18 protein-coding genes are annotated in these 20,914 nt (G+C 48.5%); 7 read left to right on the top strand and 11 right to left on the bottom strand.

Annotated elements, in window-relative coordinates; translation table 11 throughout:
* Positions 1–57 precede the first annotated feature (57 nt).
* The 5 genes from C5S61_RS07020 to C5S61_RS06995 form a co-directional block, all read right to left on the bottom strand.
* On the bottom strand, positions 58–1,803 hold the full coding sequence (locus C5S61_RS07020) for a glycosyltransferase family 4 protein (RefSeq protein ID WP_110514351.1): 1,746 nt from the start codon (positions 1,801–1,803) through the stop codon (positions 58–60).
* Between the two features lie 9 nt (positions 1,804–1,812).
* Positions 1,813–4,299: a glycosyltransferase family 4 protein gene (locus tag C5S61_RS07015; RefSeq protein ID WP_110514350.1), complete on the bottom strand. Its 2,487-nt coding sequence runs from the start codon at positions 4,297–4,299 to the stop codon at positions 1,813–1,815.
* Positions 4,299–5,492, bottom strand: a complete 1,194-nt coding sequence (locus C5S61_RS07010) for a class I SAM-dependent methyltransferase (protein WP_110514349.1) — start codon at positions 5,490–5,492, stop codon at positions 4,299–4,301. The genes C5S61_RS07015 and C5S61_RS07010 overlap by 1 nt, the downstream gene beginning before the upstream one ends.
* 161 nt (positions 5,493–5,653) lie before the next feature.
* Positions 5,654–6,220, bottom strand: coding sequence for a hypothetical protein (locus C5S61_RS07005; protein ID WP_110514348.1), 567 nt, complete (start codon positions 6,218–6,220; stop codon positions 5,654–5,656).
* A 665-nt stretch (positions 6,221–6,885) separates the two neighbouring features.
* The gene (locus C5S61_RS06995) at positions 6,886–7,683 is read right to left on the bottom strand and encodes a GIY-YIG nuclease family protein (protein WP_110514346.1); all 798 of its coding nucleotides are present in this window, start codon (positions 7,681–7,683) and stop codon (positions 6,886–6,888) included.
* 269 nt (positions 7,684–7,952) lie between these two features.
* Between C5S61_RS06995 and C5S61_RS06990 the strand changes: the two genes are divergently transcribed.
* From C5S61_RS06990 to C5S61_RS06975, 4 genes are all read left to right on the top strand, one after another.
* Positions 7,953–8,912, top strand: a complete 960-nt coding sequence (locus C5S61_RS06990) for a D-2-hydroxyacid dehydrogenase family protein (RefSeq protein WP_110514345.1) — start codon at positions 7,953–7,955, stop codon at positions 8,910–8,912.
* A gap of 166 nt (positions 8,913–9,078) precedes the next feature.
* Entirely contained in the window at positions 9,079–9,621 is a 543-nt protein-coding gene (locus C5S61_RS06985) for a hypothetical protein (RefSeq protein ID WP_110514344.1), read from the top strand.
* Positions 9,622–9,629: 8 nt separating this feature from the next.
* Positions 9,630–10,364: a DUF2071 domain-containing protein gene (locus C5S61_RS06980; RefSeq protein ID WP_164689265.1), complete on the top strand. Its 735-nt coding sequence runs from the start codon at positions 9,630–9,632 to the stop codon at positions 10,362–10,364.
* An 8-nt stretch (positions 10,365–10,372) separates the two neighbouring features.
* Positions 10,373–11,230 (top strand): NAD(P)H-binding protein, encoded by an 858-nt coding sequence (locus C5S61_RS06975; RefSeq protein ID WP_164689264.1) that lies wholly within the window; start codon positions 10,373–10,375, stop codon positions 11,228–11,230.
* A 135-nt stretch (positions 11,231–11,365) separates the two neighbouring features.
* Here the strand turns inward: C5S61_RS06975 and C5S61_RS06970 are convergent, their stop codons facing one another.
* The gene (locus tag C5S61_RS06970; RefSeq protein ID WP_240614460.1) at positions 11,366–12,589 is read right to left on the bottom strand and encodes a S8 family peptidase; all 1,224 of its coding nucleotides are present in this window, start codon (positions 12,587–12,589) and stop codon (positions 11,366–11,368) included.
* 444 nt (positions 12,590–13,033) lie between these two features.
* Between C5S61_RS06970 and C5S61_RS06965 the strand changes: the two genes are divergently transcribed.
* From C5S61_RS06965 to C5S61_RS06955, 3 genes are all read left to right on the top strand, one after another.
* A complete protein-coding gene (locus tag C5S61_RS06965; protein ID WP_110514340.1) occupies positions 13,034–14,041 on the top strand; it encodes a sugar ABC transporter substrate-binding protein in 1,008 nt (335 codons plus the stop codon).
* Between the two features lie 95 nt (positions 14,042–14,136).
* The gene (locus tag C5S61_RS06960; RefSeq protein ID WP_110514339.1) at positions 14,137–15,030 is read left to right on the top strand and encodes a hypothetical protein; all 894 of its coding nucleotides are present in this window, start codon (positions 14,137–14,139) and stop codon (positions 15,028–15,030) included.
* A gap of 36 nt (positions 15,031–15,066) precedes the next feature.
* Positions 15,067–16,170 carry an STAS domain-containing protein gene (locus tag C5S61_RS06955; protein ID WP_110514338.1) on the top strand — a complete coding sequence of 368 codons (1,104 nt, stop codon included), beginning with the start codon at positions 15,067–15,069 and terminating at the stop codon, positions 16,168–16,170.
* A 27-nt stretch (positions 16,171–16,197) separates the two neighbouring features.
* Here the strand turns inward: C5S61_RS06955 and C5S61_RS06950 are convergent, their stop codons facing one another.
* From C5S61_RS06950 to torT, 5 genes are all read right to left on the bottom strand, one after another.
* Positions 16,198–16,668 carry a hypothetical protein gene (locus C5S61_RS06950; protein ID WP_110514337.1) on the bottom strand — a complete coding sequence of 157 codons (471 nt, stop codon included), beginning with the start codon at positions 16,666–16,668 and terminating at the stop codon, positions 16,198–16,200.
* Entirely contained in the window at positions 16,665–17,552 is an 888-nt protein-coding gene (locus C5S61_RS06945; protein WP_110514336.1) for a PHP domain-containing protein, read from the bottom strand. The genes C5S61_RS06950 and C5S61_RS06945 overlap by 4 nt, the downstream gene beginning before the upstream one ends.
* The gene (locus C5S61_RS06940) at positions 17,552–17,839 is read right to left on the bottom strand and encodes a DUF1905 domain-containing protein (protein WP_110514335.1); all 288 of its coding nucleotides are present in this window, start codon (positions 17,837–17,839) and stop codon (positions 17,552–17,554) included. Before C5S61_RS06940 ends, C5S61_RS06945 begins: the two co-directional genes overlap by 1 nt.
* 75 nt (positions 17,840–17,914) lie before the next feature.
* A complete protein-coding gene (locus C5S61_RS06935; protein WP_110514334.1) occupies positions 17,915–19,657 on the bottom strand; it encodes a cache domain-containing protein in 1,743 nt (580 codons plus the stop codon).
* 24 nt (positions 19,658–19,681) lie between these two features.
* Entirely contained in the window at positions 19,682–20,821 is a 1,140-nt protein-coding gene (gene torT, locus C5S61_RS06930) for a TMAO reductase system periplasmic protein TorT (protein WP_110514333.1), read from the bottom strand.
* Between the last annotated feature and the right edge of the window lie 93 nt (positions 20,822–20,914).

Below are 20,914 nucleotides of genomic sequence, written 5' to 3'. Positions count from 1 at the left end.
CGGATAACGAATATACCAAGCATAAGCAACGATCGCCGTTGATCGTTGCTCAATGCTTTAGCGCCAACTACGAAATTGAGCCTTAGCTCGATCGTACATCCAACGGCCATATTGTTTGGCTTCGAGGGCAAGATGATTAAACTTGCCAGAACGAATTAATTGCAAAGTTTTCTTGCTCCGTTCTTGCCATGTTTTCTTGGGTACAATCAAATTATGCAGACGTTCGGTAAATTCGCTTAATAGAATATATTCGCTATTTGCCAGCGCTTGTTGGGCACGCAAAAAGTCAACCTCGGGCGTTGCGCTGCGCTCACGGGTATCGTAGGCAGCGGCATACAAAACGCGACAACATAGCTGACCAAGTTGCGGCATATGGTTGAAGCTCAGCGAGCCACCAACCGCAGCCCGAAAATCAAAGCGAATACTTGAGCCGTTGGTCGAACTCACGACAAAATGCAAGGCTTGATTGCGGCTGGCAGGCAAGGCTGGAAAATCAAAATGCAGCCACTGTTGATCAACGCTGCTCGATTCCACATCAACCAAGCTGCGATTGGGATTAATCAGCGCATCGTAAATCTGTAACCGCCACGAACCGCTGGCAGGTTGCGCCAAAGCAACTTCAAAGCCGCAAACACCATCGTGTTGGCAAACCAAGCGCTGGCCAATATTAAAATCGGCGTTCAAGGCCGCACTCACGCCATCACCTTGCAAATGTTCGTGATCGGTCAGCAAGCGTTGGTTGATCACCCCAGAAGCAGTTGTAACCAGTTTAACTAGGGCTTTTTCGACCTCGCGGGCTGAGCTTTCCCAGCGCAAGGTTTTGGCATGCTCAAGGCCAGCTTTGATCAAGCGTTGGCGCAATGGCTCATCGCTCAAAACGCTTAACAAGGCTTGGGCTAGTGGTTTTGGCTCTGCTGTCGCCAACAAGCCGGTTTTGCCGTGGGTCACCAAAAAGTGATTTGGCGCGAGATCAATATCGACCACCGGACAGCCCGATGCCATCATTTCTGGCGGCATCAACGAAGGGTTGGTCGACGAAATCACCAAGCCCAAGGTGGCCGAAGCATACAACTCAGCCAATTCTTCTGGGTTTAAAATGCCCATGGCGGTAAATTTGAACGGCGCAGAGAAATGTTTGAGATGTTTATCGCCAAAGAGCACAATTTCAACATCAGGCCGTTGCTCTTTGACAATCGCCAAAGCCCGCATGCCCAAATCAAAACAGCGCCGTGGCGTTGATGGCCGCGCATAAAAAATAACCCGCGGTTTTTTGGTCAACAACTTAGGCCGAGGATAGTAGCGTTCGTGCTCGACGGCAAAATCAAATGGAAAAGTTGTAGCCTTATATTGCTCGTGCAAATGTTTGGCCAACCAATGCCCCAAGGTAATACAGGGCCAACCTTGCTTATAGGTTGCCTCGGCGCTCAGCCATTCATCGCCCATGGCATAGAAAAATGGCTCGAAATCTTGCACGAAATAGGCCCGCGTAATCGCCGGATCGCACATATCAAAGCCTTGGGTCGTCGTCCATTGGGTTGCCAAAACAATATCAAAGCCCTTAATTTCTTGCGGCCAAAAATAAATTGGCGCATGCACCACGCCAAAATAGCGTTGCACAAAATGTTCAGGCCGATCCAGCGCCTCGGTTGGGTAATCGCTGGGATTCATAAAGATAACTTGCTCGTGGCCGAAGCTCGCCAAGAGATTAATAATTCGAAAAATATTGGTATACCCGCCAGAACCAACAATCGGTGCCGTCAGCAACCAAGCGATTCGCAGGCGAGGATGTTCAGTAACTTGCATAACTCGGTTCTATCCTTTACGGTTTACAAGACGTTTAAGCAGCCCTTTAGCTTTGCCACTCAACTGCATCAACATGCCATTGGCGATGTTTTGCAGCTGAATTTCTAATTGGTGGGCATAGGCTTTGGCTTCTGCATTGCCACGCTCAAGCTCTTGAACGCGATAATGTAAATCTTGATTGCTGGTAATTAGGCCATCAATGTGCATCACCAACACTTCGGTGCCATTCGATAACGATTTATTCGCGCCAAGCAACAGCGCATTGCTCTTGATCAACGACATTTGGCGGGCATACATCACCCAAACTTGAATCAAGGCATTATGTAATTCGCGACTGCGAGCTTTGGGCGTGTAGCGCTCGTGAACATCAGCCAAGGCTTCGCGCCCCAAGCGTTGGCGCAACTCGGGATCAGTTACCAAGGCTTCAAGTGCTGCAATCCATTCCGTTTCATCTGCCGCAAGCATGCCATTGACCCCGTGGGTAATCGCATGAGCAAAGGCTTCAATTGGTGTAGCAATTAAGGGCACGCCCACCAAGCCTGCTTCCATATATTTGACTTCGCTCTTGGATTGGCAAAATGGATTATCAAGCTCCAATGGTGCGAGTGCAAAATCAACCGCAGCAATCTCATCGGCCAATTGTTCGAGTGGCACGAGATCGCGGCGCTCAATCCGCGCAGCAACGTCATTGAAGGCTGACGATAATTGCAATGGCCCGACAATGCGCAAGCGCACATGCTCGTGCTTGGCCAAAATATGCAAAATCGCTTTTTCAACTTGCTCAAAATCGCGATTATGGGTTGCAGTGCCGCTGAAATAGCCAATTACAACCTGATCATTCGCTTGAGCCACAGGCTTGGCTTGGCGTTGCGCTGCAATCGGCGCAGCATAATTGATTTGGTTTTGGCTTAGTGCATTGCGCACCACATAGGCATTGAGATCTAAAGCACGCACCTGTTCGGCCAACGGTTCGGTCGAAACAATCACTGCATCGCACAGCATCATTGTTTTGCGATAGCGCTCAACACCATCGCGATAGAGCGCAACCTCATCGGCGGGCCAATCTTTAATTGCATCGATATAGTGCAGTAAATCGGTGCGGAACACCAAATCATCAGTATCAAAAATAACTGGATGCCCAAGCGCCTGATGGGCATTGATTAATGCTTCAATGTTCGAATCGAGCGCCACTCGATGCAAAATTAAAATGCCAAATTTAACGCTATCGGCAATTTTAAATGGCTCGTTATAGAGGCTAGTAACGCCGCTATACATCTCAAACCATTCGAGTTGTTCTTGGCGATGGCGGCAACGATAATTGCCTGCATTGCCAATATCGCAGCCAGTAATCATATGCACCGTGCGATCGGTAAAATACAAATCGCGCTGAAATTGGCTAATTAATGGTTGGCTGGCTGGCTGAATAGCATTGGTTGAAAAACGTTGAATAATGGTTAACAGCAGCGCTTCATATTCGGCGGCGGCGGCGGCAATCGTATAGTGGCTTTGCACATGTTCATATGCCGCTTGGCCAAGCTTTTGGCGCAAACCTGCATCGGCAATCAAGCTGCGCAGATGGCTGGTCCATTCCGCTTCAGTAGCGGCCAAAAAGCCATTGTTACCATGGCTAATCGCTTCGGCAAAGGCGGGAATAGGGCTAGCCACGACTGGCAAGCGTAACGCCGCTGCTTCCAAATATTTTAATTCGCTCCGGCAGCGGGTAAAGGCATTTTCCACATCCAAGGGAGCCAAAATAATATCGGCCTGCGCCATCAGGCTTGGCAATTCTTCCAGCGGCACAAACGGCAATTGCTCAATTTGGGCAGCAACGGGAGCCAAAACCTCAGGCAGCGTAATTTTGCCACCCAAAACGAGGCGCAACTTGGGGTTTTGCTGCAAGAGGCTCAATAAACTGGGCGCGATCAAGCGCAAGTCAGCATCGTGCGAAAATGTGCCGCTAAAATAGCCAATTGTCACATGCTCATGCGCTTCGCGGGCTTGATACGCTGCTTCGCACCAGGTCAACCAATCGTCGCCAAGCACATTGCGATGCGTCCAAACGGGCTTATTAAAGGCTTTTGCCGCCTCGGCAAGCGGGGTTGTGCTGACAATCGCAGCCTGACATTGCTCAAAAACGGGCACATTGCCCAGCACATAGGCGCGCCAAAATTGACGTTCGAAGCCAGTGCTTTCGGCGACAATCGGCATCGAATCGACCAAACGTGGGTCAAACAGCAGATCGTCGGTTTCATAAACTAATGGCTTGCCTGCTGCTGCTTGCTTGACGGTTTCCCAAAAATGGCTTGCTTTGGGCCGATGGGCAATCACCAGATCGGCAGTCGCAATTGCTGAAATAACCGCCGAATCGGTCTGGTTAAACAATTGAGCTTTGTGCCCGCGTTGCTTTAATTGATCAATTGCATGCTGACAGCGATAGCGCTGGGTTTCGCCGCCACAACCGCTCCAGAAAACGACGTTTAATTGACGCTGACTCATTAACGAAATTTCCTCCAAAGCTGGCGTAAACGATCAGTTATGCGTTGTGGTAGCGAGCGATTAAGCTGCTGTTGAACCAAGCTATGTTGCCAGTGTAGATACTCAAGTTGGGCTTGTACGCCGCGTTTTTCAGCCTCAAGCTGCGCAGCCAACACCGATGCATCAAGCAAACGCCGCTCTAAATCGTGCATCTGATCAAAGCTGCTTGCTTGCAGGGCCAGTTGTTGCTGCAATTGCTCAAGCTGCTGGCTTTGTGCCTGCTGGTGCTGTTTGAATTCAGCAAGTTGAGCAGTGAGGTCTTGCTGAAACAGCACCGTATCGTAGGCTGTGCTGGTCAAAACAGGCAAAACGATGCTCAACAAATCGCTCGCAGGGTCGGTTGGCGTAGGCTGGAGTGAACGCTCGACCAAGGCTTGTAGGCTGGAATCCAGCTGACCGTTGGTGGCAATTAAATAGATTTTGCGGTAGCCAGGCCCGCGCTGGTCGTAGGCATAAAAGCGTTGATTATACAGCGCATCGAAATTGGCGTGCATCGCATCGCGTTGGTTTTGGCGAAACAATAAATGTTTCAGCACCATCAATAATTGCCAATGTGGCAAGTAGCCGCTTTCAAAGGCCAGATAATCAAGCTGCTCGGCGGCGAGCCACGCCTCAACCAAGGCCGCTTGGGGCAAGCCATATGCAACATGCTCATCGAGCATGGGATTGTGCATCTGCAATTGGCTCAGATAGGCGCGCAACATCGCTTCGGCAGTGGCTACATTGGTTAAATTATGCGGTGCTGCCAAAAAAACCGCTCTGCTGGCAACCCGCCGCAGTTCGGCCAAAAAACTATTGCGGCCAGAGAGCGGAATATGCTCAAGCGTATCGCAACTAAGTACAATATCAAAAGCCAGATCATCAAAGGGCAACTTGGTGCCATCAGCCTGCTGATAACCAGCACCCACATACTCAGCAGTATCCACGACCAAGGTTTCATCGGCGGGGAAAAACGCTTGCAACGGCATCACACCATTGCGCGGCGGAAAAAAGCCGCCAACATCAAGAATCCGCCAGCGCTGATCGTGTGCGCCAGCAGCTTGTTTTAATAAAAATATCGCTTCAGCACTCACCCGATAGCGCTGATATTGATCAAAGGGCATTGCAAGCAGGGCATCGGAATTCCAATGCTCAAGCACAGGGATCATGGTCATTCCTACCCTTTCCAAAGTACACCTACAAAATGCGAATTATAGCATACTCTTTGACAGGCAACACGTGTGCCGAATCAATCGCGTAGCACTGCGTGATTAATAAAATAAGCACGAGAATCTGCATATTGTGCTTGTCAATTTAATAATTCTCGATTTGTATTTTAGCGAAATTCAGCACATTGTGATGGAGGATCGAGCTTTGCGTTACAGCGACTCATACGCCATTGAAGTTGAATCAAGCGATGGGTTTCAGTAAAATCGCCATAGAAAAAATCATGATATTCGTACTTAGTACCAGAAGTAACATTTTTCATTTGAACCAAGGCTGAAATATAGACTCTTGGTTCGCTTAGTTCAAGATCGGGCATTGTTTGCTGATGACCTGATTTTTTAGCAAGCATGCTCAATGGTGTATCAAATGAGGCAAGCATAACGCTTTTTCGATACAGCAGTGACAATGTTTGATTAGAAACACGATCAATGCTTGTTTGATCAAGATAGAGGATTTTGATCGTCGTTTGACTTAATAACGCATCTAATGCTTCAGGCGATGAAACAATTGCAATTCCAGCAATCGAATGCGCAGCGTCAAACGGAGTTTCCGAAAAGTAAATTGTATCAATTGGGGTTGTTGGCGTGGGCGGTGGCGATGGAGCAGCAGGCTGCGCAGTTTGACAGCCAACCAAACAGCTGAATCCCAACAGAAATCGCAGTAGCCAACGTCGCATCCAAGCACCTCCTCACCCATTCAGTTACCTTGTCATGCTAGCGCAGCAACGATTGCTTGTAAAGAATAGTGAGGCAATTAACCACATTTCAAGCAGTTATGATGAACAATCGCTTGTTTGGGCGTAGAATACTGCTTGCTGTATGGCTCAATGCTTGGGTTAGTAGCCTTGCAATTCAGCCATTTGATAAGGAGCCACACCCTTGATCCAGTAAGGTTCGATTACACGGCAATCAAGGGGGTATAAGCGAGATACAAATAAAGTGCGATTATTGTCCATACTAGCGATAGAAGCAAGACCCATCGTTTTATGGTATACAACTGAGGTTTTGGAGAGCGCTCAATCACAAGTATTATGCTGTTTGCAATGAATGATAGTACGAGCAATCCCAATGCAATCATATCATAGACACTGAAACCGTTAAAGGGATTCGAGCCTCGAAGGACATCCACCATAACAGCCAAACCATTTACCATAAGCGGTATGCAAATCAGACTTGTCCACAGCACTATACTCCATATTCGTATGGGATACGTGGTTTTTGGCGCATTATTGTCGGGAACATGATAGTTCATATATCCTCATAATTAATTCAGCATGCACCATCATTATCGTAGATAGTGGATGTTAATACGAGGTTCCATCAAACCAATACAAAAACTGTATCATTGCTCATCAATATAGCATTGCGGCCATCCAGCCCCACGCCAACTTTTAAATGGTATCGTCCATTCTGTATAATCAAATACTTGCGTTCGCAAGAGCCACAAAAATGCAGCTGATGCCGCCATAGAAAAAAGGACTGCTTGTTGCAAAAACAAAAATGCAGGCCGTTGATCACTGCCTCGATTTCCGTTTTTAATAACTGTGGTCTCATTCCAAAACGAGATTAATAAGGATTCAGCGGCAGAAATTGCATCAAGTGTGAACATCGTATCATGGGCTTCAAGCGCAATAAATACCCACCAAAGCGGTTTCTTTTGTTGATGTCCAGAGAATCGCACATGAAATTCATCAGACTTACCAATATAAAGGCTATCTTCAAGCCGCAAGAAATATAACCCTCGGCGATGGCGAAAGAGATTTGCGTTTGGCATGTCCTTCCCAACTGTAACACGAAATGTTGGAATTGCGGGATCTCGTACTGTGATAAGAAATGCATGATGTGTTTGTTCATTACTCGTAATAGGAACTGTATCAATAACAGGCGACCACGATAATTGGCGGACAATGCGATGTGAGGGCAAATACAGTAGTCGCCATTCAGTTTTCCAAATCATCTCAGTGGGAGCGGGGGGTGTATTTTTGGCTGATAGCAATCCTTGCTTTCGCAACTTTTGAATAAAATCATGGGCAGCCCCACCAGTAGTATTGAACAAGGGTAAGCCAAGATCAGTACGAGCTGCTTGAACTTGTTCCGTCACAATATCTTGAACTCGCAATTCTTTTTGAGCAATATACAATTCCCACGCTAGTATTCGCAAAAAAAACAGCAGTTACCGGATTAGAATAAGTAGCAATTTTCATAAATAATTATCCATATTCATATGTTCTACCCTTCGTCTTTCGATGGGCAACACATACCAATCACTTCAGTTAGTAGAACAATTTTATCATATTACAATCTCATAACAGCGTATCGTTATAATAAATTCTATCCATCCATGGGTAACACTGCCATGATAAATAGTATGTATTACCAAAGCAATGACTTAGTGTGGAGCCAAACCCTATGAAACTGCAATGTGCAATTCTTGACGATTATCAACAGGTCGCCTTAACCATGGCCGATTGGTCAGGTATCGCCGATCAGGTTGATGTACGGGTCTTTTCAGAGCATTTTAGCGATCAGGCTGCGTTGGTGCAGGCAATTGGCGATTGCGAAATTGTGGTAATGATGCGCGAACGAACACCATTCAAAGCCGATTTGCTGGCCCAATTGCCCAAACTTAAACTGCTGGTCACCACTGGCATGCGCAATGCCTCGATTGATCTGGCTGCTGCCAAAGCCCAAGGCATCATCGTTTGCGGCACAGCCACCTACCCAGAACCACCAGTCGAAATAACTTGGGCACTCATTTTAGGTTTGGCGCGCCAGATCGTGCCCGAAAATTTAGCTTTTCGCAATAATGGCCCATGGCAACACACGATGGGCATGGATCTCGCTGGCCAAACGCTGGGCTTGTTGGGTTTAGGCAAACTTGGCAGCAAGGTTGCGCTGATTGCCAAGGCCTTTGGCATGCACGTGCTGGCTTGGAGCCAGAATCTCAGCGCTGAACATGCACAAGCACTTGGCGTACAACGCGCCGAATCAAAAGAGCAGCTGCTAAACGAAAGCGATATTGTTTCGATTCATCTTGTGCTCAGCGAGCGCACTCGTGGTTTAATCGGCGCTGCTGAATTACAGCAGATGCGTCGCACAGCCTATTTGATTAATACCTCACGCGGGCCGATTGTCGATGAGGCAGCGTTAATAAGTGCGCTTGAACAAGGCTGGATCGCTGGCGCAGGCTTAGATGTTTTTGATCAAGAGCCGTTGCCCGCCGATCATCGGTTGCGCCGCTTGCCCAATCTGCTGGCAACGCCGCACTTGGGCTATGTCACGCAGCGCAATTATCGGGCCTATTTTGGCGAAGCGCTAGAAGATATTCAGGCCTTTTTGGCTGGTTCGCCACTGCGTCAAATCAATTAATAAGGTTAGTGTTGATCGTCTATTCTATTTGCGCCAACAGTTGCCCCTCGACCAGAATGCGGTCGAGGGGTTTTGCGTCGCTGAGCTTGGCGGAAGCATTGGCTGTAACGGGCTTGTAACGTAGGCGCTGTATGCTTGCTGCATCAGTTGATGTGAGGTGAATTCAATGCAAACATTTTTTCAGCAATTGCGCCAGCCCAAACAAACCCTAGCCGACCAGCATGATCAGCCAGCCCAGCAATGGCCATATCGGGCGTGGTTGCAACATGCTGGGCTAGCAGTCGGCGGCTCGCTGATCTACGGTGGCTCGCTTCAGCAAGCAGTGCCGCAATGGTCGCGGCGTGGCGCGGCTGGTTGGCTGACAATCTCGGCGGGTGCTGGCTGGTTGGCGCTTGGCCCAGCGCTCGTATTGGCCAGCAGAGGGCGAATTAATAGCTGTATTCAGGCATGTTTGGTGAGCATGAGCTATGGCGAAACAATTCTATTAATTGGCGCTTTGCTCAATTATGTGCTCAAAACCCAAGCTTATGCCCAACAACGCAATCTGTTGCTCGTGTTAATCGCCAACATTACTATGGCCAGCACGTTGGCCGAGCAACTAAGCGTGATTAAATTGGCTCGTTGGCAAACCTGGCTGCTGTGGATGCTGCTGCTGAATGGCACAGGCGCAGTTTGCTTTTATCGTTTGCGCCATCTTTTAGCGAAATGAGGCTGCTGATGCCACTCCTGCATAACCCAATCACTATGCAAGGCCAAATCGACCAATGCTGGCTTTTGACCTATCGCATGCCGATCGATCAGTTTCGCGCCATCCTGCCAGCAGAATTAACCGCCACCGAATATCAAGGATACGGTTTTTGGAATATCGTAATATGCCATGTTGCGCATATGCGTCCGTGGTTTGCGCCGCAAGCAGTGGGCGTTAACTATTGGCATGCGGCGTATCGAATTTATGTCAATCTAAAAACACCATTTGGTATACAACAAGGCCTGTATTTTGTACGTAGCGATTGTGATAATAGGCTGTTGGCATGGGCCGGCAATCTCGTAACCAATTTCAACTTTCATTCCACGCCCATCATTGTTAATCGTTCTGTAAAGCAAACAAGTATTTCAATCAAGAGTACGATCGCAAACGCGCATGTGTTGATCGATCAGCAGCAGCCAGCAACGCTTGCTAGCGATTCAACATTTGCGAGCCTTGAGCAAGCAGCTAAACTGCTTAAATATCCGGCCCGTGGGATTGCGATTAGCAAGCCAGGTGAAGCCAACATTGTGAGCATTGAACGTGATGAAGCTGCATGGCAACACAGCTTGCGCCATGTCCAACAGGCTGATTTTCAATTGCTCAAGCAGTATCCAGTACAACCAGAAATTTGCTATGAAATTCAGCCAATCGCCTATCGTTGGCTGCGTGGCTATCGTCGCAAGGTGCTCATGACTGAGCAATGAGGTGCGCAATGCGAATTTTTCTGACGGGAGCAAGTGGCTTTATTGGGCGACATGTGGCCGCTGAATTAAGCAATGCCGGCCATCAATTAACCTGCCTGGTGCGGCGAGCACCAACAATTCAAGCAGATCCAGCGATTCAGTATCTGGTGGCTGAGTGGCTTAAACCTGAACAGTGGCTCGATCAATTGGCTGGCCACGAGATTGTGATCAATTGTGTGGGAATTTTGCGCGAAACTCGCCAAGCCAGTTTTCAAGCAGTGCAGGCTGACGTGCCAATTGCCTTATTTGAAGCAGCCGCCCAGCACAAGCTGCAAAAAATCATTCAAATAAGTGCCTTGGGAGCGGATGTTACAGCAGCGCAAGCCTTTGTACGCAGCAAAGCGTTGGCCGATCAGGCCTTGAGCCAGCAAGCAATTCCGTGGGTTGTGTTGCGACCAAGTTTTGTCTATGGCGCAGGCAGCTATTCAATGCGGCTCTTTCGCCGTTTGGCCAAGCTGCCAATTACGCCAATCTTGGGGGATGGCGGCTATCAGGTGCAACCAATTCATATTAACGACCTTGTACGAGCGATTAAATTGTGCGTTGAACAGCAAGCAATTGCCAATTGCACAATTGAGGCTGGTGGCGAGCGGATGAATTTTCACCAACTGCTCGCACGCTTGGCAGCGAGCCAAGGCCGCAAATTACGCCCATGGTTTGTGCCAAACTGGCTAAGCCAACTGCTTGCCACTATTGGCACAGCGACAGGTTTGGGGCCAATTAATCGAGCTGAATTAAGCCTGCTGCTACAAGGCAACATCGCCGATTTAAGTGCCTTTCGCCATTATTTTGGCTTTGATCCACGCCCATTTCAGCCACATGGCTAAAACCAAAAGCCCATGGTCTAGCTAGTCCCATGGGCTTTTGATCTGATATTGAAGTTAGGGATTTCAGGATCACTTGAACATTTCCACACACCAAGCGGTCATCCGACCACTTATTCCGTCAAGGCGAAAGAAGAACTATTGAACAGCTTTGTAGATATTGATCCGGCCACAGGTCCAGCGTGAGCCAGTCCCACTGATTTGGTCGGAGCTTGAGCAGATTTTGCTCTTGATTTGGCTATTGCTCAAGCCTTGTGATGACAACAAGCCAGCCAAACCAGCAACGTGCGGGGTAGCCATTGAGGTACCGCTGATCGTGTTATAGCCGCTGCCAATCCAGGTTGAGTAGATGCTCGAACCAGGGGCAGCAACTTCGACCCAGGTACCATAGTTGGAGAACGATGAACGAGCATCGGTCGATGTGGTTGAAGCAACCGCGAAACAGTTGGTGTAGGCTGCTGGATAGGCGCTGGTGGTGCTTGAGGTGTTGCTGTTACCAGCGGCACACGCCAAGAATACACCTTTGCCCCAAGCGAAGTTGACAGCATTTTGCAATGCGGTCGAACCGCCGCCACCAAGGCTCAAGTTGATGACCTTCGCGCCATTGTTAGCAGCGTAGGTGATGCCGTTGGCCACACCAGCCAAGGTACCGCTACCGCTGTTGTTCAACACGCGAACGCCCATCACACGGCAGTTGGGGCAGGTGCCTGCGCCGCCGGTGCTATTGTTGGTTTCAGCAGCAACCGTCCCAGCGACGTGGGTGCCGTGGCCGTTACCATCAGTTGGCGTTGAGTCATTATCAATGTAGTCATAGCCAGCAACGACTTTGGCATCCAAATCAGGGTGATTGCTTTGAATCCCAGTGTCAACGACCGCAACAACAACACTGCTGCTACCACGGGTAATATCCCAAGCAGTGTATGCTTGCGTTACACCCCAAGCCCATTGTGAGCTACGACCTGGGTCGTTTGGTGTGTAGGTTGAAGCATAGATAAAGTTGGGTTCGGCGTATTCGATGGAGTCATTTTTGAGCAAGCTTTCAACCAGCGCCGTGCGCGAAGCCAAGCTATCGTTGCTCTTCAGGCTGGCAAATTCGACAACTTCTGCATCGAGAGCTTCGATGCGATCGATTTGCACAGCACCTAAAGCACTCAAGGTATTGGTGCGATTGGCTTTGGTGGTTGAATCCTTGAATTTGATGACGAATTGACCAGGAACAGCAGGGGCATTGAGGTCGAGACCAACGGCTTCGCCAATGTCGACGGGTTTTTCTACATCACGTGACTGTGCGAACGATGAATTTGAGCCAGCAAACGCACTAACCGCTAAGATCAACATGCTCGAAACAAACAGACGCTTCAAAGGTGCCTCCTCAACATGTGGGTTATTTAACCAAAATCGTGCAGTACCAAACCAACAGCGGCTGTACCTACACCTATTGCACATCGTTGTCATGAAGGATCGGTGAGGCCGATGATCCTGATGTTGCGTCCTCCTTACGCAGTCAGCAAACTACCCTAACAGTACGATCAAGCTCCATATCAGTGGATTAGTTATATCTTAAAGGATCTTAACAGATTTGTCAAAAAATTTTAACAATCATTATGCAGATATGTTAAAAAGCGCTTAAACGGGTTTAAGCATACTCCTAGAGCAGGCTAACATAAAACCTACTATCTAGTATCGTAAAAATGGGCTAGTTAACTTGTTCGTAAATTATGACGAATTTAATCAAGATTGATCAGCTAATTCAATTTTTTCGTCTGACGCTACTTTCGCATGCTCCATGGGCAGAAGGATCATCCAATGGAAAAACCACTTAACAATGCACAGGGTCTGGTAAACTCCGTCGGATATTCCCGCCGTGATTTTCTACGTTTAGGTGGGCTAGCTACGCTTGGCCTCTTGGCAAGCTGTGGCACGACCCAGGCCACGCCTGTGAACACCGCCACCCCAACCAAGCCCAAAATTGGCTTGGTGATGAAGTCGCTAAGCAATGAGTTTTTTCAACAAATGCAGGCTGGCGCTGAAGAATATGCCCGCCAAAATGCCACCAGCTTCGATTTCATGGCCACAGGCATTAACGACGAGCGCGATTTTGCGACCCAAATTGCCGCCCTTGAGCGCCTGATTACCGAACAATATGATGTGATTGTGCTTGCTCCAGCAGATTCGGTGGCCTTGGTCGCACCTGTTGCCAAAGCAATCAAAGCTGGCATCGTGGTGATTAATATTGATGTTGCGCTCGATGAGGCGACCAAAAAAGCCGCAGGCATCGATCTTGCCTTCTTCGGTCCAGATAATCGGGCTGGCTCCAAAATGTCGGGCGACGTTTTAGCCAAAGCCTTGGGGGTTGGCGGCAAGGTCGCGATTCTCGAAGGCAATCCCGAGGCTGATAATGCAGTGCAACGCCGCTTGGGCTTCGATGATGCAATAGCCGATGGCAGCCTGAAGCTTGTAGTAGCAGAAAGTGGTCACTGGGAAACCAGCGAAGGCCAAAGCATCACCGCCGCTTGGCTCAAAAAATACCCCGACCTGCAAGGCATTATGGCGGCCAACGATTCGATGGCCTTTGGCGCTGTGCAAGCGCTCGAAGCAGCAGGAATGCTCGATAAAGTCAAGGTCGTTGGCTTCGATAACATTCCAGCTGTGCAACCATTGATCAAAGATGGTAAAATGCTGGCAACGGTTGAACAATATGGGGCGCAAATGGCCGCAATCGGCATGGATTATGGCTACCGCACGCTCAAGGGCGAGAAATTCAGCGGCTGGATTCGCACTGAGCTGAAATTGATCACCAAAGATAATATCTAGCAACTATTCATCCAAATAGCATGGTTGTTTGAGACTCCAAGTTGCGTACTTGGAGTCTCGTTGTGGCATAAGCCAATGAGCAGAGGAGTGTTCAGATGAAGCGTTGGTTTTTGATTCTGGTGTTGGTTTTGGTGGGCTGTAGTCAGGCTCCAGCCGCAAATCCAACCCACGCCCCAACCCAAACTGCTGAGCCAACCCAAACTAAAGTCGTCAGTACCCTTAAAGGCTACGAGGTTGCAATTCCTGAGTCGTATCAAATCCCAACATTAGGTGATGCTTATACGGTTGGTTCCGATAAAAAAATTGATCAACTATTAATCAATTGGGATGAAGCAGAACCTTATACGCCTATTCTTGGCCGAAATGTGTTCATTAGTACAGATCGACTTAGTTTGGTGTATGCAACTATTAGTTCAAAGCTTAATAATCGTGACTGGGAGCGGATTAGCGGTCAAGGTGATGATCGCTATTCACATATCGTTTACAGTAAAACAGTCGATCAAATACCAGTTGCGATTACTGTTATCATGATGCTATTTGATTCTGAAGCCCATCCTGATCAAGTCTTAGTAATTCAAACATTAACGACTGATATTCCTGATGAACCAGAACCAACAGTGATACCAGCACCTAGAATTATTATCCCTGAAGGCTCAGTTAAATATGCACTTGAAGACTCGACATTAAGTCAATATTACACTATTTTACAGGAAGCAATCGTAACCGAATATCCTGATCAGGCTACTATTATTGAGCAAAAACTATTTAGTACAACATTTAGGATCGATGAATTACAAAAGTTTTATGATCAGATAGACTTAACTAGAATTCGGCTTTATGGAACAATCATTGATAGTGAATTTAACAATGTAATTTTAGGCTACAAGGAAACTGAAAGAACTAAACCATATACAATTAGTTATGCAATTCTTGATATACCCAGTCAAGGCAATTCATATCGATTAGTTCTAGCAACTGTTTTACAGTAACCAAAGATTATTTATTTAGTTGGATACCATAGCACTATGCGTCTTAAGGCTTTACTCGCTCTGCTTTTCCGCATCAAACACGCCGATGCCAATATACGGCGACGTGGCAAAGCAATCGTCGGCATCACCTTTTTCTTGGTTTGCTGTATTGTTTTAATTGGCATATTTAGCATTTTTGCTGCTGGTTGGCGCGAAACCACAGCGCTAATTAGCCCATTTGGCATTTTGGGCTTGGCAGCAATTGGGCTGGCCCGCCGTGGCTCAGCCAATAGCGGTGCAGGTCTCCTGATTGCAGTCACATTAATTGCCTTGGTAGTTGCGCCAGTTTTGGCCAATCGAGTTGCATTTACGCCATTTTTCTTTTTGTTACCAATCTTGATTGGCTTTGTGACGCTCTCGCCCCGTGGCTTGTTGGTTGCTAGCGCAGCAAGTTTGGCTGCACTTGGTTTATTAGCAGTATTAACTCAACATATTCCCCAAAGCTTGCCGCAAAATAGCGATGTATATGGCTTGGCCAGCACGCTCTTGTTGATTATCATTGGGCTGGGCTATGTTGGCTCTCGTACCACCCACCAAGCGATTTATGCCATGAATCTTGCGCAACAGCGTAGCCGCGAATTAACTTCAACGTTGCAAACCGAGCGCGATCAACTGAGCCAGCGCGTAGCCGAAAGTACCCAAGAATTACGCCAAAACTTGGCAAATTCGCAACACTTAATCGATCAACAAGCTCAATTATTAACGGAAAACGACCAACAACGCTCAACGATTCGCGCCTTGAGTTTGCCAATTTTGCCCTTGCATCAACAGATGTTGCTGGTTCCATTGATTGGTACATTTGATCAGGAACGCTTGCAGGATATTCAGCAGCAACTTTTAGCAGCAGTTGGCACCTATCGCGCCAAAATCTTGCTGTTGGATTTGACTGGCGTGGCGGTGCTTGATTATGCTGGGGCAGCCATGTTGCAGCGAATTGTGCAGGCTAGCAGCTTACTTGGCGCGGTAGTGGCCTTCATTGGGGTTCGGCCTGAGGCGGCCCAAGCCTTGGTCAGTATGGGCAATGAACTTGATAACGTAGCAGTTTTCCGCGATCTGCAAGCAGCAATTCAGCAGCATAGTCGGCTACTATTTAATCGCTAGCTTTTAGCCGATGACACGTTCAATTGATTAATGCTCGATATAGCGATCGATAATTGATTGCTTACTTAATCGAATATACGCAGGTAATTTCTGGGTTTCGATATACTGATCAATTGCCTGTAGAATCTGCTCACGAGGCAGCAACTCTGGCATAGATGTTTCGCCATGGTCTGCTTTAAACGAATACTCTATCATTATCTCAGGATGATCAACCTGTGGATCATAATGACTATCAAACTGCGTTCTACAATTCACAGCTTGGTGATCATCGGCTGTAAAAATCCCAAAATTAAAACAGCTTAGAGCATGCCCAACAATAAATCCGATATAACAAGCATCTTCAAATGCTAATTCAACGTAGAATGGATAATTTTTTTGCAGGGCTTGTAGCTCAAGTGCTTGAAGTTGAGCTTGGAATTCCGCTTGATTACGAGGATAAAAGACATCTCCATAGGATTCACCATATTCCCATTCAATCTTTTTTACAAAGTAGGTCATGCAGGCTGCTCCTCAGCAACCACAATGCCTAAACGGCCCAGCAACGCTCGATAATCGCCTGCTCGATAGCGAATTGGCGGCTTGCTAGGGCGATGCGAATCTGAGCCAGCACTCGTTAACAAGCTCCGTTGCGCTGCAAAAGTACGATATAGGGCGATTTGCTCAGGCGTATGCAATGGATACTCAACTTCAAGCCCATCCAAGGGCACTTCAGCCCACAATTGTTCAAGCAGCGCTTGATCAAAACAAACAAAGCCATCATCCCGACCTGGATGGGCCAAGATACACAGCGCGCCACTTTGCTGGGCAGCTGCAACCAGCGTTGCAATTGGCGTGGTGGCAAAATCGCAGCCAGCAGCCTGCATCAATTGCGAAAACTGGGCTGGAGCCAGATCAGGGTTGTGCTGTTTGACCAAGGCCGCGAAGGCATGCGGCTGGCTGGCCGAGGGTTGGCTCAAAATAGCATCACGTTGCGGTTGCATTTCGGCGGCTAAAAAGCCTGCGCCACAACAATAGGCATAAGCATTGGTGATGATTGTCTGTTGGCGTTGCTGCAGATCCGCAGCCAGCGTCGTTAGTGGATTTGGCTCGAGCGTAAAGCCGAAACACAACACGTCAACCATTTGTTCGCGCCAAACGCAGCTCATTTCAGCGGCAACCAAGAGCGGCATAGCCTCGGCCAAGGCCAATTCCTGCAACGATTGGGCAATCTCAGGCCGGTCGTGGTCGGTGATGGCGGCCAAACCAAAGCCTTCATGCTTGAGATAGCCTATTAATTCGGCTGCTTCCCATTGGCCATCGCTGGCAGTGGTATGCAATTGCAAATCGATGGCTGCATCGGCGGCTAAAACGAGGTTGGTGGTTGATAGTTTAGGCATTACCATTATTGGCCAATCTCCAATTGCAGCGTAACCTCATCACCTTCGTTGAGCTGTTCAGCCAGTCGAATCGGTTTTTTAATTGGCACAAGATACAGCCCATCTTTGGGAATTAATGAAGTGCTCCAACGGGTTTTGCCAATTTGCACGTGTGCTGGAATCACGCCCCAGCCGTAGGTCACCAAGCCAGCAATTGCTTTGATCGTGCGGCTCTCTTCGGCGGGCACAGTCACAAAATACCATGGTGCTGGCCCTTTCCAAAACCAAATTGGCCCAGTCAGCTCAATAATCATGGCACACTCCTGCTCAATTTAATCGTAAGAACCCATGCAACAACCTGCATGGGTTCTTGAATAAACCAAATAGTATTACGAACGGCTGAGTTGAGCAACTGCGGTGCGCAGGTCGGCTGCGGTCTGGACTGCGCTCAAATCGACTGATAGCGCCGTCAAGCTTTGGGCAACTTCAGGCCCAACTCCGACCAAGGTAACTGTCGCGCCCAACAGCCGCAAGCCATGGATCATACTTACTAAAGCTTGGGCCGCAGATTCGTCCATCATTGGCACGCCAGTAATATCGATCAAGACTTTCTTGGCACGCTCGCGTTCAACCCGCGATAAGATAATCGTGGTTGCTTGTTGCATGCGTTCGCCATCCAAACTGCCAATCAAGGGCATGACCAATACGCCTTTGAGAATTGGGATGACTGGCGAGGCAACATCGCGCAGCAATTGGGATAATTGTTGGCGTTCAGCCAATGAGTGTTCGAGGTTGGCTACCACTTCGTTGAGCCGTTGCATGGCTGCTTCGCGGGCAGCTTCTTTGGCCTCAGTTTCTTGGCGAGCAACCTGCAATGCAGCGGTCATGCTATTAAATGAGCTGGCCAATTGGCCAAGTTCGTTGCTACTTTCAACCTCAATCGGCTGCAAATCGCCATCAGCAACGCGGTTGGTCGCCCCAATCAGGCTGGTTAATGGCTTAACAAATTGGCGACGCAGAATCATGGCCATGCCAAAGCCAAACAGAACCAGTGCAATTAAGGCGAGGCCAATGTTCAGGGCGAGGCTCTGGTTGGTAATCGTGGCAATTTGGTTAGCAGTTTCTTGGGTGCGCTCAGTAATTTCATCCAATGGCGAAGCCAAACCCAAGGCCCAAGGAATGCCGCTAATTGCTGCATAGGCCACCACATAGCCGCGACCATCCATAAAGATCGTCGTCACGCCATCGCGGCCAGCTTGTAAATCGTTAATCATCGAAGATGCAGTGTTATTCGATTGATTGGTCAAAATTTGCTGCACAACGCCGCCTTGGCCAGCCTCAGTTACAGCAACAACCTCGCCCTTTTGGGTAATCAAAAAGGCAAAACTCGATTCATCAAGAATCAAGCCTTTGAGGTAAAACGCCAAGCGATCAAGGCCGACATCGACGCTAACCGTGCCCAAAAATTCGGCATTATCGTAGACTGGCGCAGCAACCGAAATCAAAGCTTGCGATTGATCAATCGACTGGTGGACTTCTGTCCAGGTCAAGGCGCGGCTGGGATTATTGGCTGGCAGACTTGCCACGTAGGCTGCTTCTTGGCTTGGTTGCCAATCAGCCGGTGGATCGTTGGGAGTCATGTTGGGGTAGGTTCGCAGCGTATTGGCAGTCAAATACGAGATGCGTACAATTTCGGGAACACTAATTTGCAAGCTTGGTAACACATCTTCGAGCCGTTGGCTATAGCCAATATCGGCCAGCGCTTGGGCCTGATCAGGATTAGCAATCACCAAGACTGTTGTTGCACCACTCGCATATTGGCGGCCATTACGCGCCACGCTCAACTCAGGCAAGCTTGGGCTTTGGGTGGTTGGTTGTTGCAGATAGGTGCGAGTGGTAACCGCCAACTGCTGCACAGCCCGCACTGTTTGGCCGGTGCTGGCAGCGTGGCTTTGAGCAATCCGCAGGAGATATTGTTCGGCTTGGGCTTGCAGCGCGGCGGTGCTATCGTTAGTGGCTTGGTTGCGCACAGCCACCAAGCCACGAGTATTAATCGCTAAATTAAGCAACGCCAACAGTGATGTTCCCAATAAGAGAATAACAATAACCTGCCTGCGTAAACTATGGAGCATCGTCCATCCTCCGCCTACAACAACCTAGTGCGACACACGCAGTGTCATTTTGAACGTTTCTGGTGGAATTGAAGTCGTTGGATCAAACGTTGTCAGTGATGTTGTGTCGATGACAAAGCTCTTGGGGCCAACATGGGCCATATACTCTTTGCCTTCCAAAATCCGCACCGTTTGATCAAGCGCAATCCGTGCAATGGTAACTGGTGGCGCTACCGCTGCTGCTTCAATATCGCCGCTTTGCAGCTCAGCATAGACTTCTGGGCTGATGTAATAGGCCATCAGCTTGATTTTATCTTGCAGCTTGCGTTCGCGCAAAATTTCGACAGCAGTAACCGTGGTTTGGCCAGTACCTACAATATAATCGATCTCAGGATGCGCGATCAAGACCTCTTCGATTAATTTTGCCTGTTCTTCTTTGCCAGTATCGCCATATTTGGTTTCGACGAGGTTAATTGCGCCATTGGTAATAGTAGCTTTGAATTTTTCGTCTGCTGCTTTCGACCAACCAGCCTTCTCTGGGCCGGGGAACCAAGCAACATCGACAGGCTCGCTGCCTTTGGGATGCTTTTGCACCAAGTATTTGGCAATTTCTTGGCCGCCCTCGCCTGGCACCGAAAGTGATTTAGCGGTAACAGCCTTGGACGAAATATCATTCATAAACGCAATTACTGGAATCTTTTGGCCTTGCAGCTCGACAATTAAATCGTTTAGCCCATCGAGTGAGATTGAGCCAATCATAACTGCTTTGGCTCCGTTGGCCACACATTGGCGAATTTGGGTAATTTGGGTGGGCAAGTTGCCATAGCCACCAGCCTCGACAATTTCCACATTCACGCCCAAACGCTCGGCCTCGGAAACGATGCCATAATTAACTGCCAGCCAATAGCTATCTTTGATATGTGGAATCGAAACACAAATCGTTTCAGCTTTATCAGCGAGCACGAGCGGCACATAATCGGTGGTCGTCCGTGGGCTAGCAAAGTCGAATGGTGGGTTCCAGACTTCAACCTGATAGCTAGCACTGGTACTGGTTTGGCTCAGTGCGGTCGTTGCGCTGGGAGTATGCGTGGGCTGGGTGGTTGGTTGAGCCGTGCCACAAGCGGCCAAGCTACAGGCCAATAAACTGCCTAAAACCCAAAATGAGCGTTTGGTTGCAAGCTGCATAGGAGCGTCTCCTTGTCCCTGGAACCCGAGCGCAATGATTGAAGAATGCGGTGGGCCTTGTGAGAAGCGGGGTATCATGAACGTGGGTATGCC

The organism is Herpetosiphon llansteffanensis (assembly GCF_003205875.1).
GTDB classification, from domain to species: Bacteria; Chloroflexota; Chloroflexia; order Chloroflexales; family Herpetosiphonaceae; genus Herpetosiphon; species Herpetosiphon llansteffanensis.
This window is presented reverse-complemented; position numbering and strand designations above follow the sequence as displayed.

Excerpts from the sequence above, each read along its gene's own strand:
- C5S61_RS06965 (WP_110514340.1), top strand. The coding sequence starts at position 13,034 with ATGGAAAAACCACTTAACAATGCACAGGGTCTGGTAAACTCCGTCGGA.
- C5S61_RS07010 (WP_110514349.1), bottom strand. The coding sequence starts at position 5,492 with ATGACCATGATCCCTGTGCTTGAGCATTGGAATTCCGATGCCCTGCTT.
- C5S61_RS06990 (WP_110514345.1), top strand. The coding sequence starts at position 7,953 with ATGAAACTGCAATGTGCAATTCTTGACGATTATCAACAGGTCGCCTTA.
- C5S61_RS07015 (WP_110514350.1), bottom strand. The coding sequence starts at position 4,299 with ATGAGTCAGCGTCAATTAAACGTCGTTTTCTGGAGCGGTTGTGGCGGC.
- C5S61_RS06950 (WP_110514337.1), bottom strand. The coding sequence starts at position 16,668 with ATGACCTACTTTGTAAAAAAGATTGAATGGGAATATGGTGAATCCTAT.
- C5S61_RS06945 (WP_110514336.1), bottom strand. The coding sequence starts at position 17,552 with ATGGTAATGCCTAAACTATCAACCACCAACCTCGTTTTAGCCGCCGAT.
- torT (WP_110514333.1), bottom strand. The coding sequence starts at position 20,821 with ATGCAGCTTGCAACCAAACGCTCATTTTGGGTTTTAGGCAGTTTATTG.
- C5S61_RS06985 (WP_110514344.1), top strand. The coding sequence starts at position 9,079 with ATGCAAACATTTTTTCAGCAATTGCGCCAGCCCAAACAAACCCTAGCC.
- C5S61_RS06960 (WP_110514339.1), top strand. The coding sequence starts at position 14,137 with ATGAAGCGTTGGTTTTTGATTCTGGTGTTGGTTTTGGTGGGCTGTAGT.
- C5S61_RS07005 (WP_110514348.1), bottom strand. The coding sequence starts at position 6,220 with ATGCGACGTTGGCTACTGCGATTTCTGTTGGGATTCAGCTGTTTGGTT.
- C5S61_RS06975 (WP_164689264.1), top strand. The coding sequence starts at position 10,373 with ATGCGAATTTTTCTGACGGGAGCAAGTGGCTTTATTGGGCGACATGTG.
- C5S61_RS06955 (WP_110514338.1), top strand. The coding sequence starts at position 15,067 with ATGCGTCTTAAGGCTTTACTCGCTCTGCTTTTCCGCATCAAACACGCC.
- C5S61_RS06980 (WP_164689265.1), top strand. The coding sequence starts at position 9,630 with ATGCCACTCCTGCATAACCCAATCACTATGCAAGGCCAAATCGACCAA.
- C5S61_RS07020 (WP_110514351.1), bottom strand. The coding sequence starts at position 1,803 with ATGCAAGTTACTGAACATCCTCGCCTGCGAATCGCTTGGTTGCTGACG.
- C5S61_RS06940 (WP_110514335.1), bottom strand. The coding sequence starts at position 17,839 with ATGATTATTGAGCTGACTGGGCCAATTTGGTTTTGGAAAGGGCCAGCA.
- C5S61_RS06935 (WP_110514334.1), bottom strand. The coding sequence starts at position 19,657 with ATGCTCCATAGTTTACGCAGGCAGGTTATTGTTATTCTCTTATTGGGA.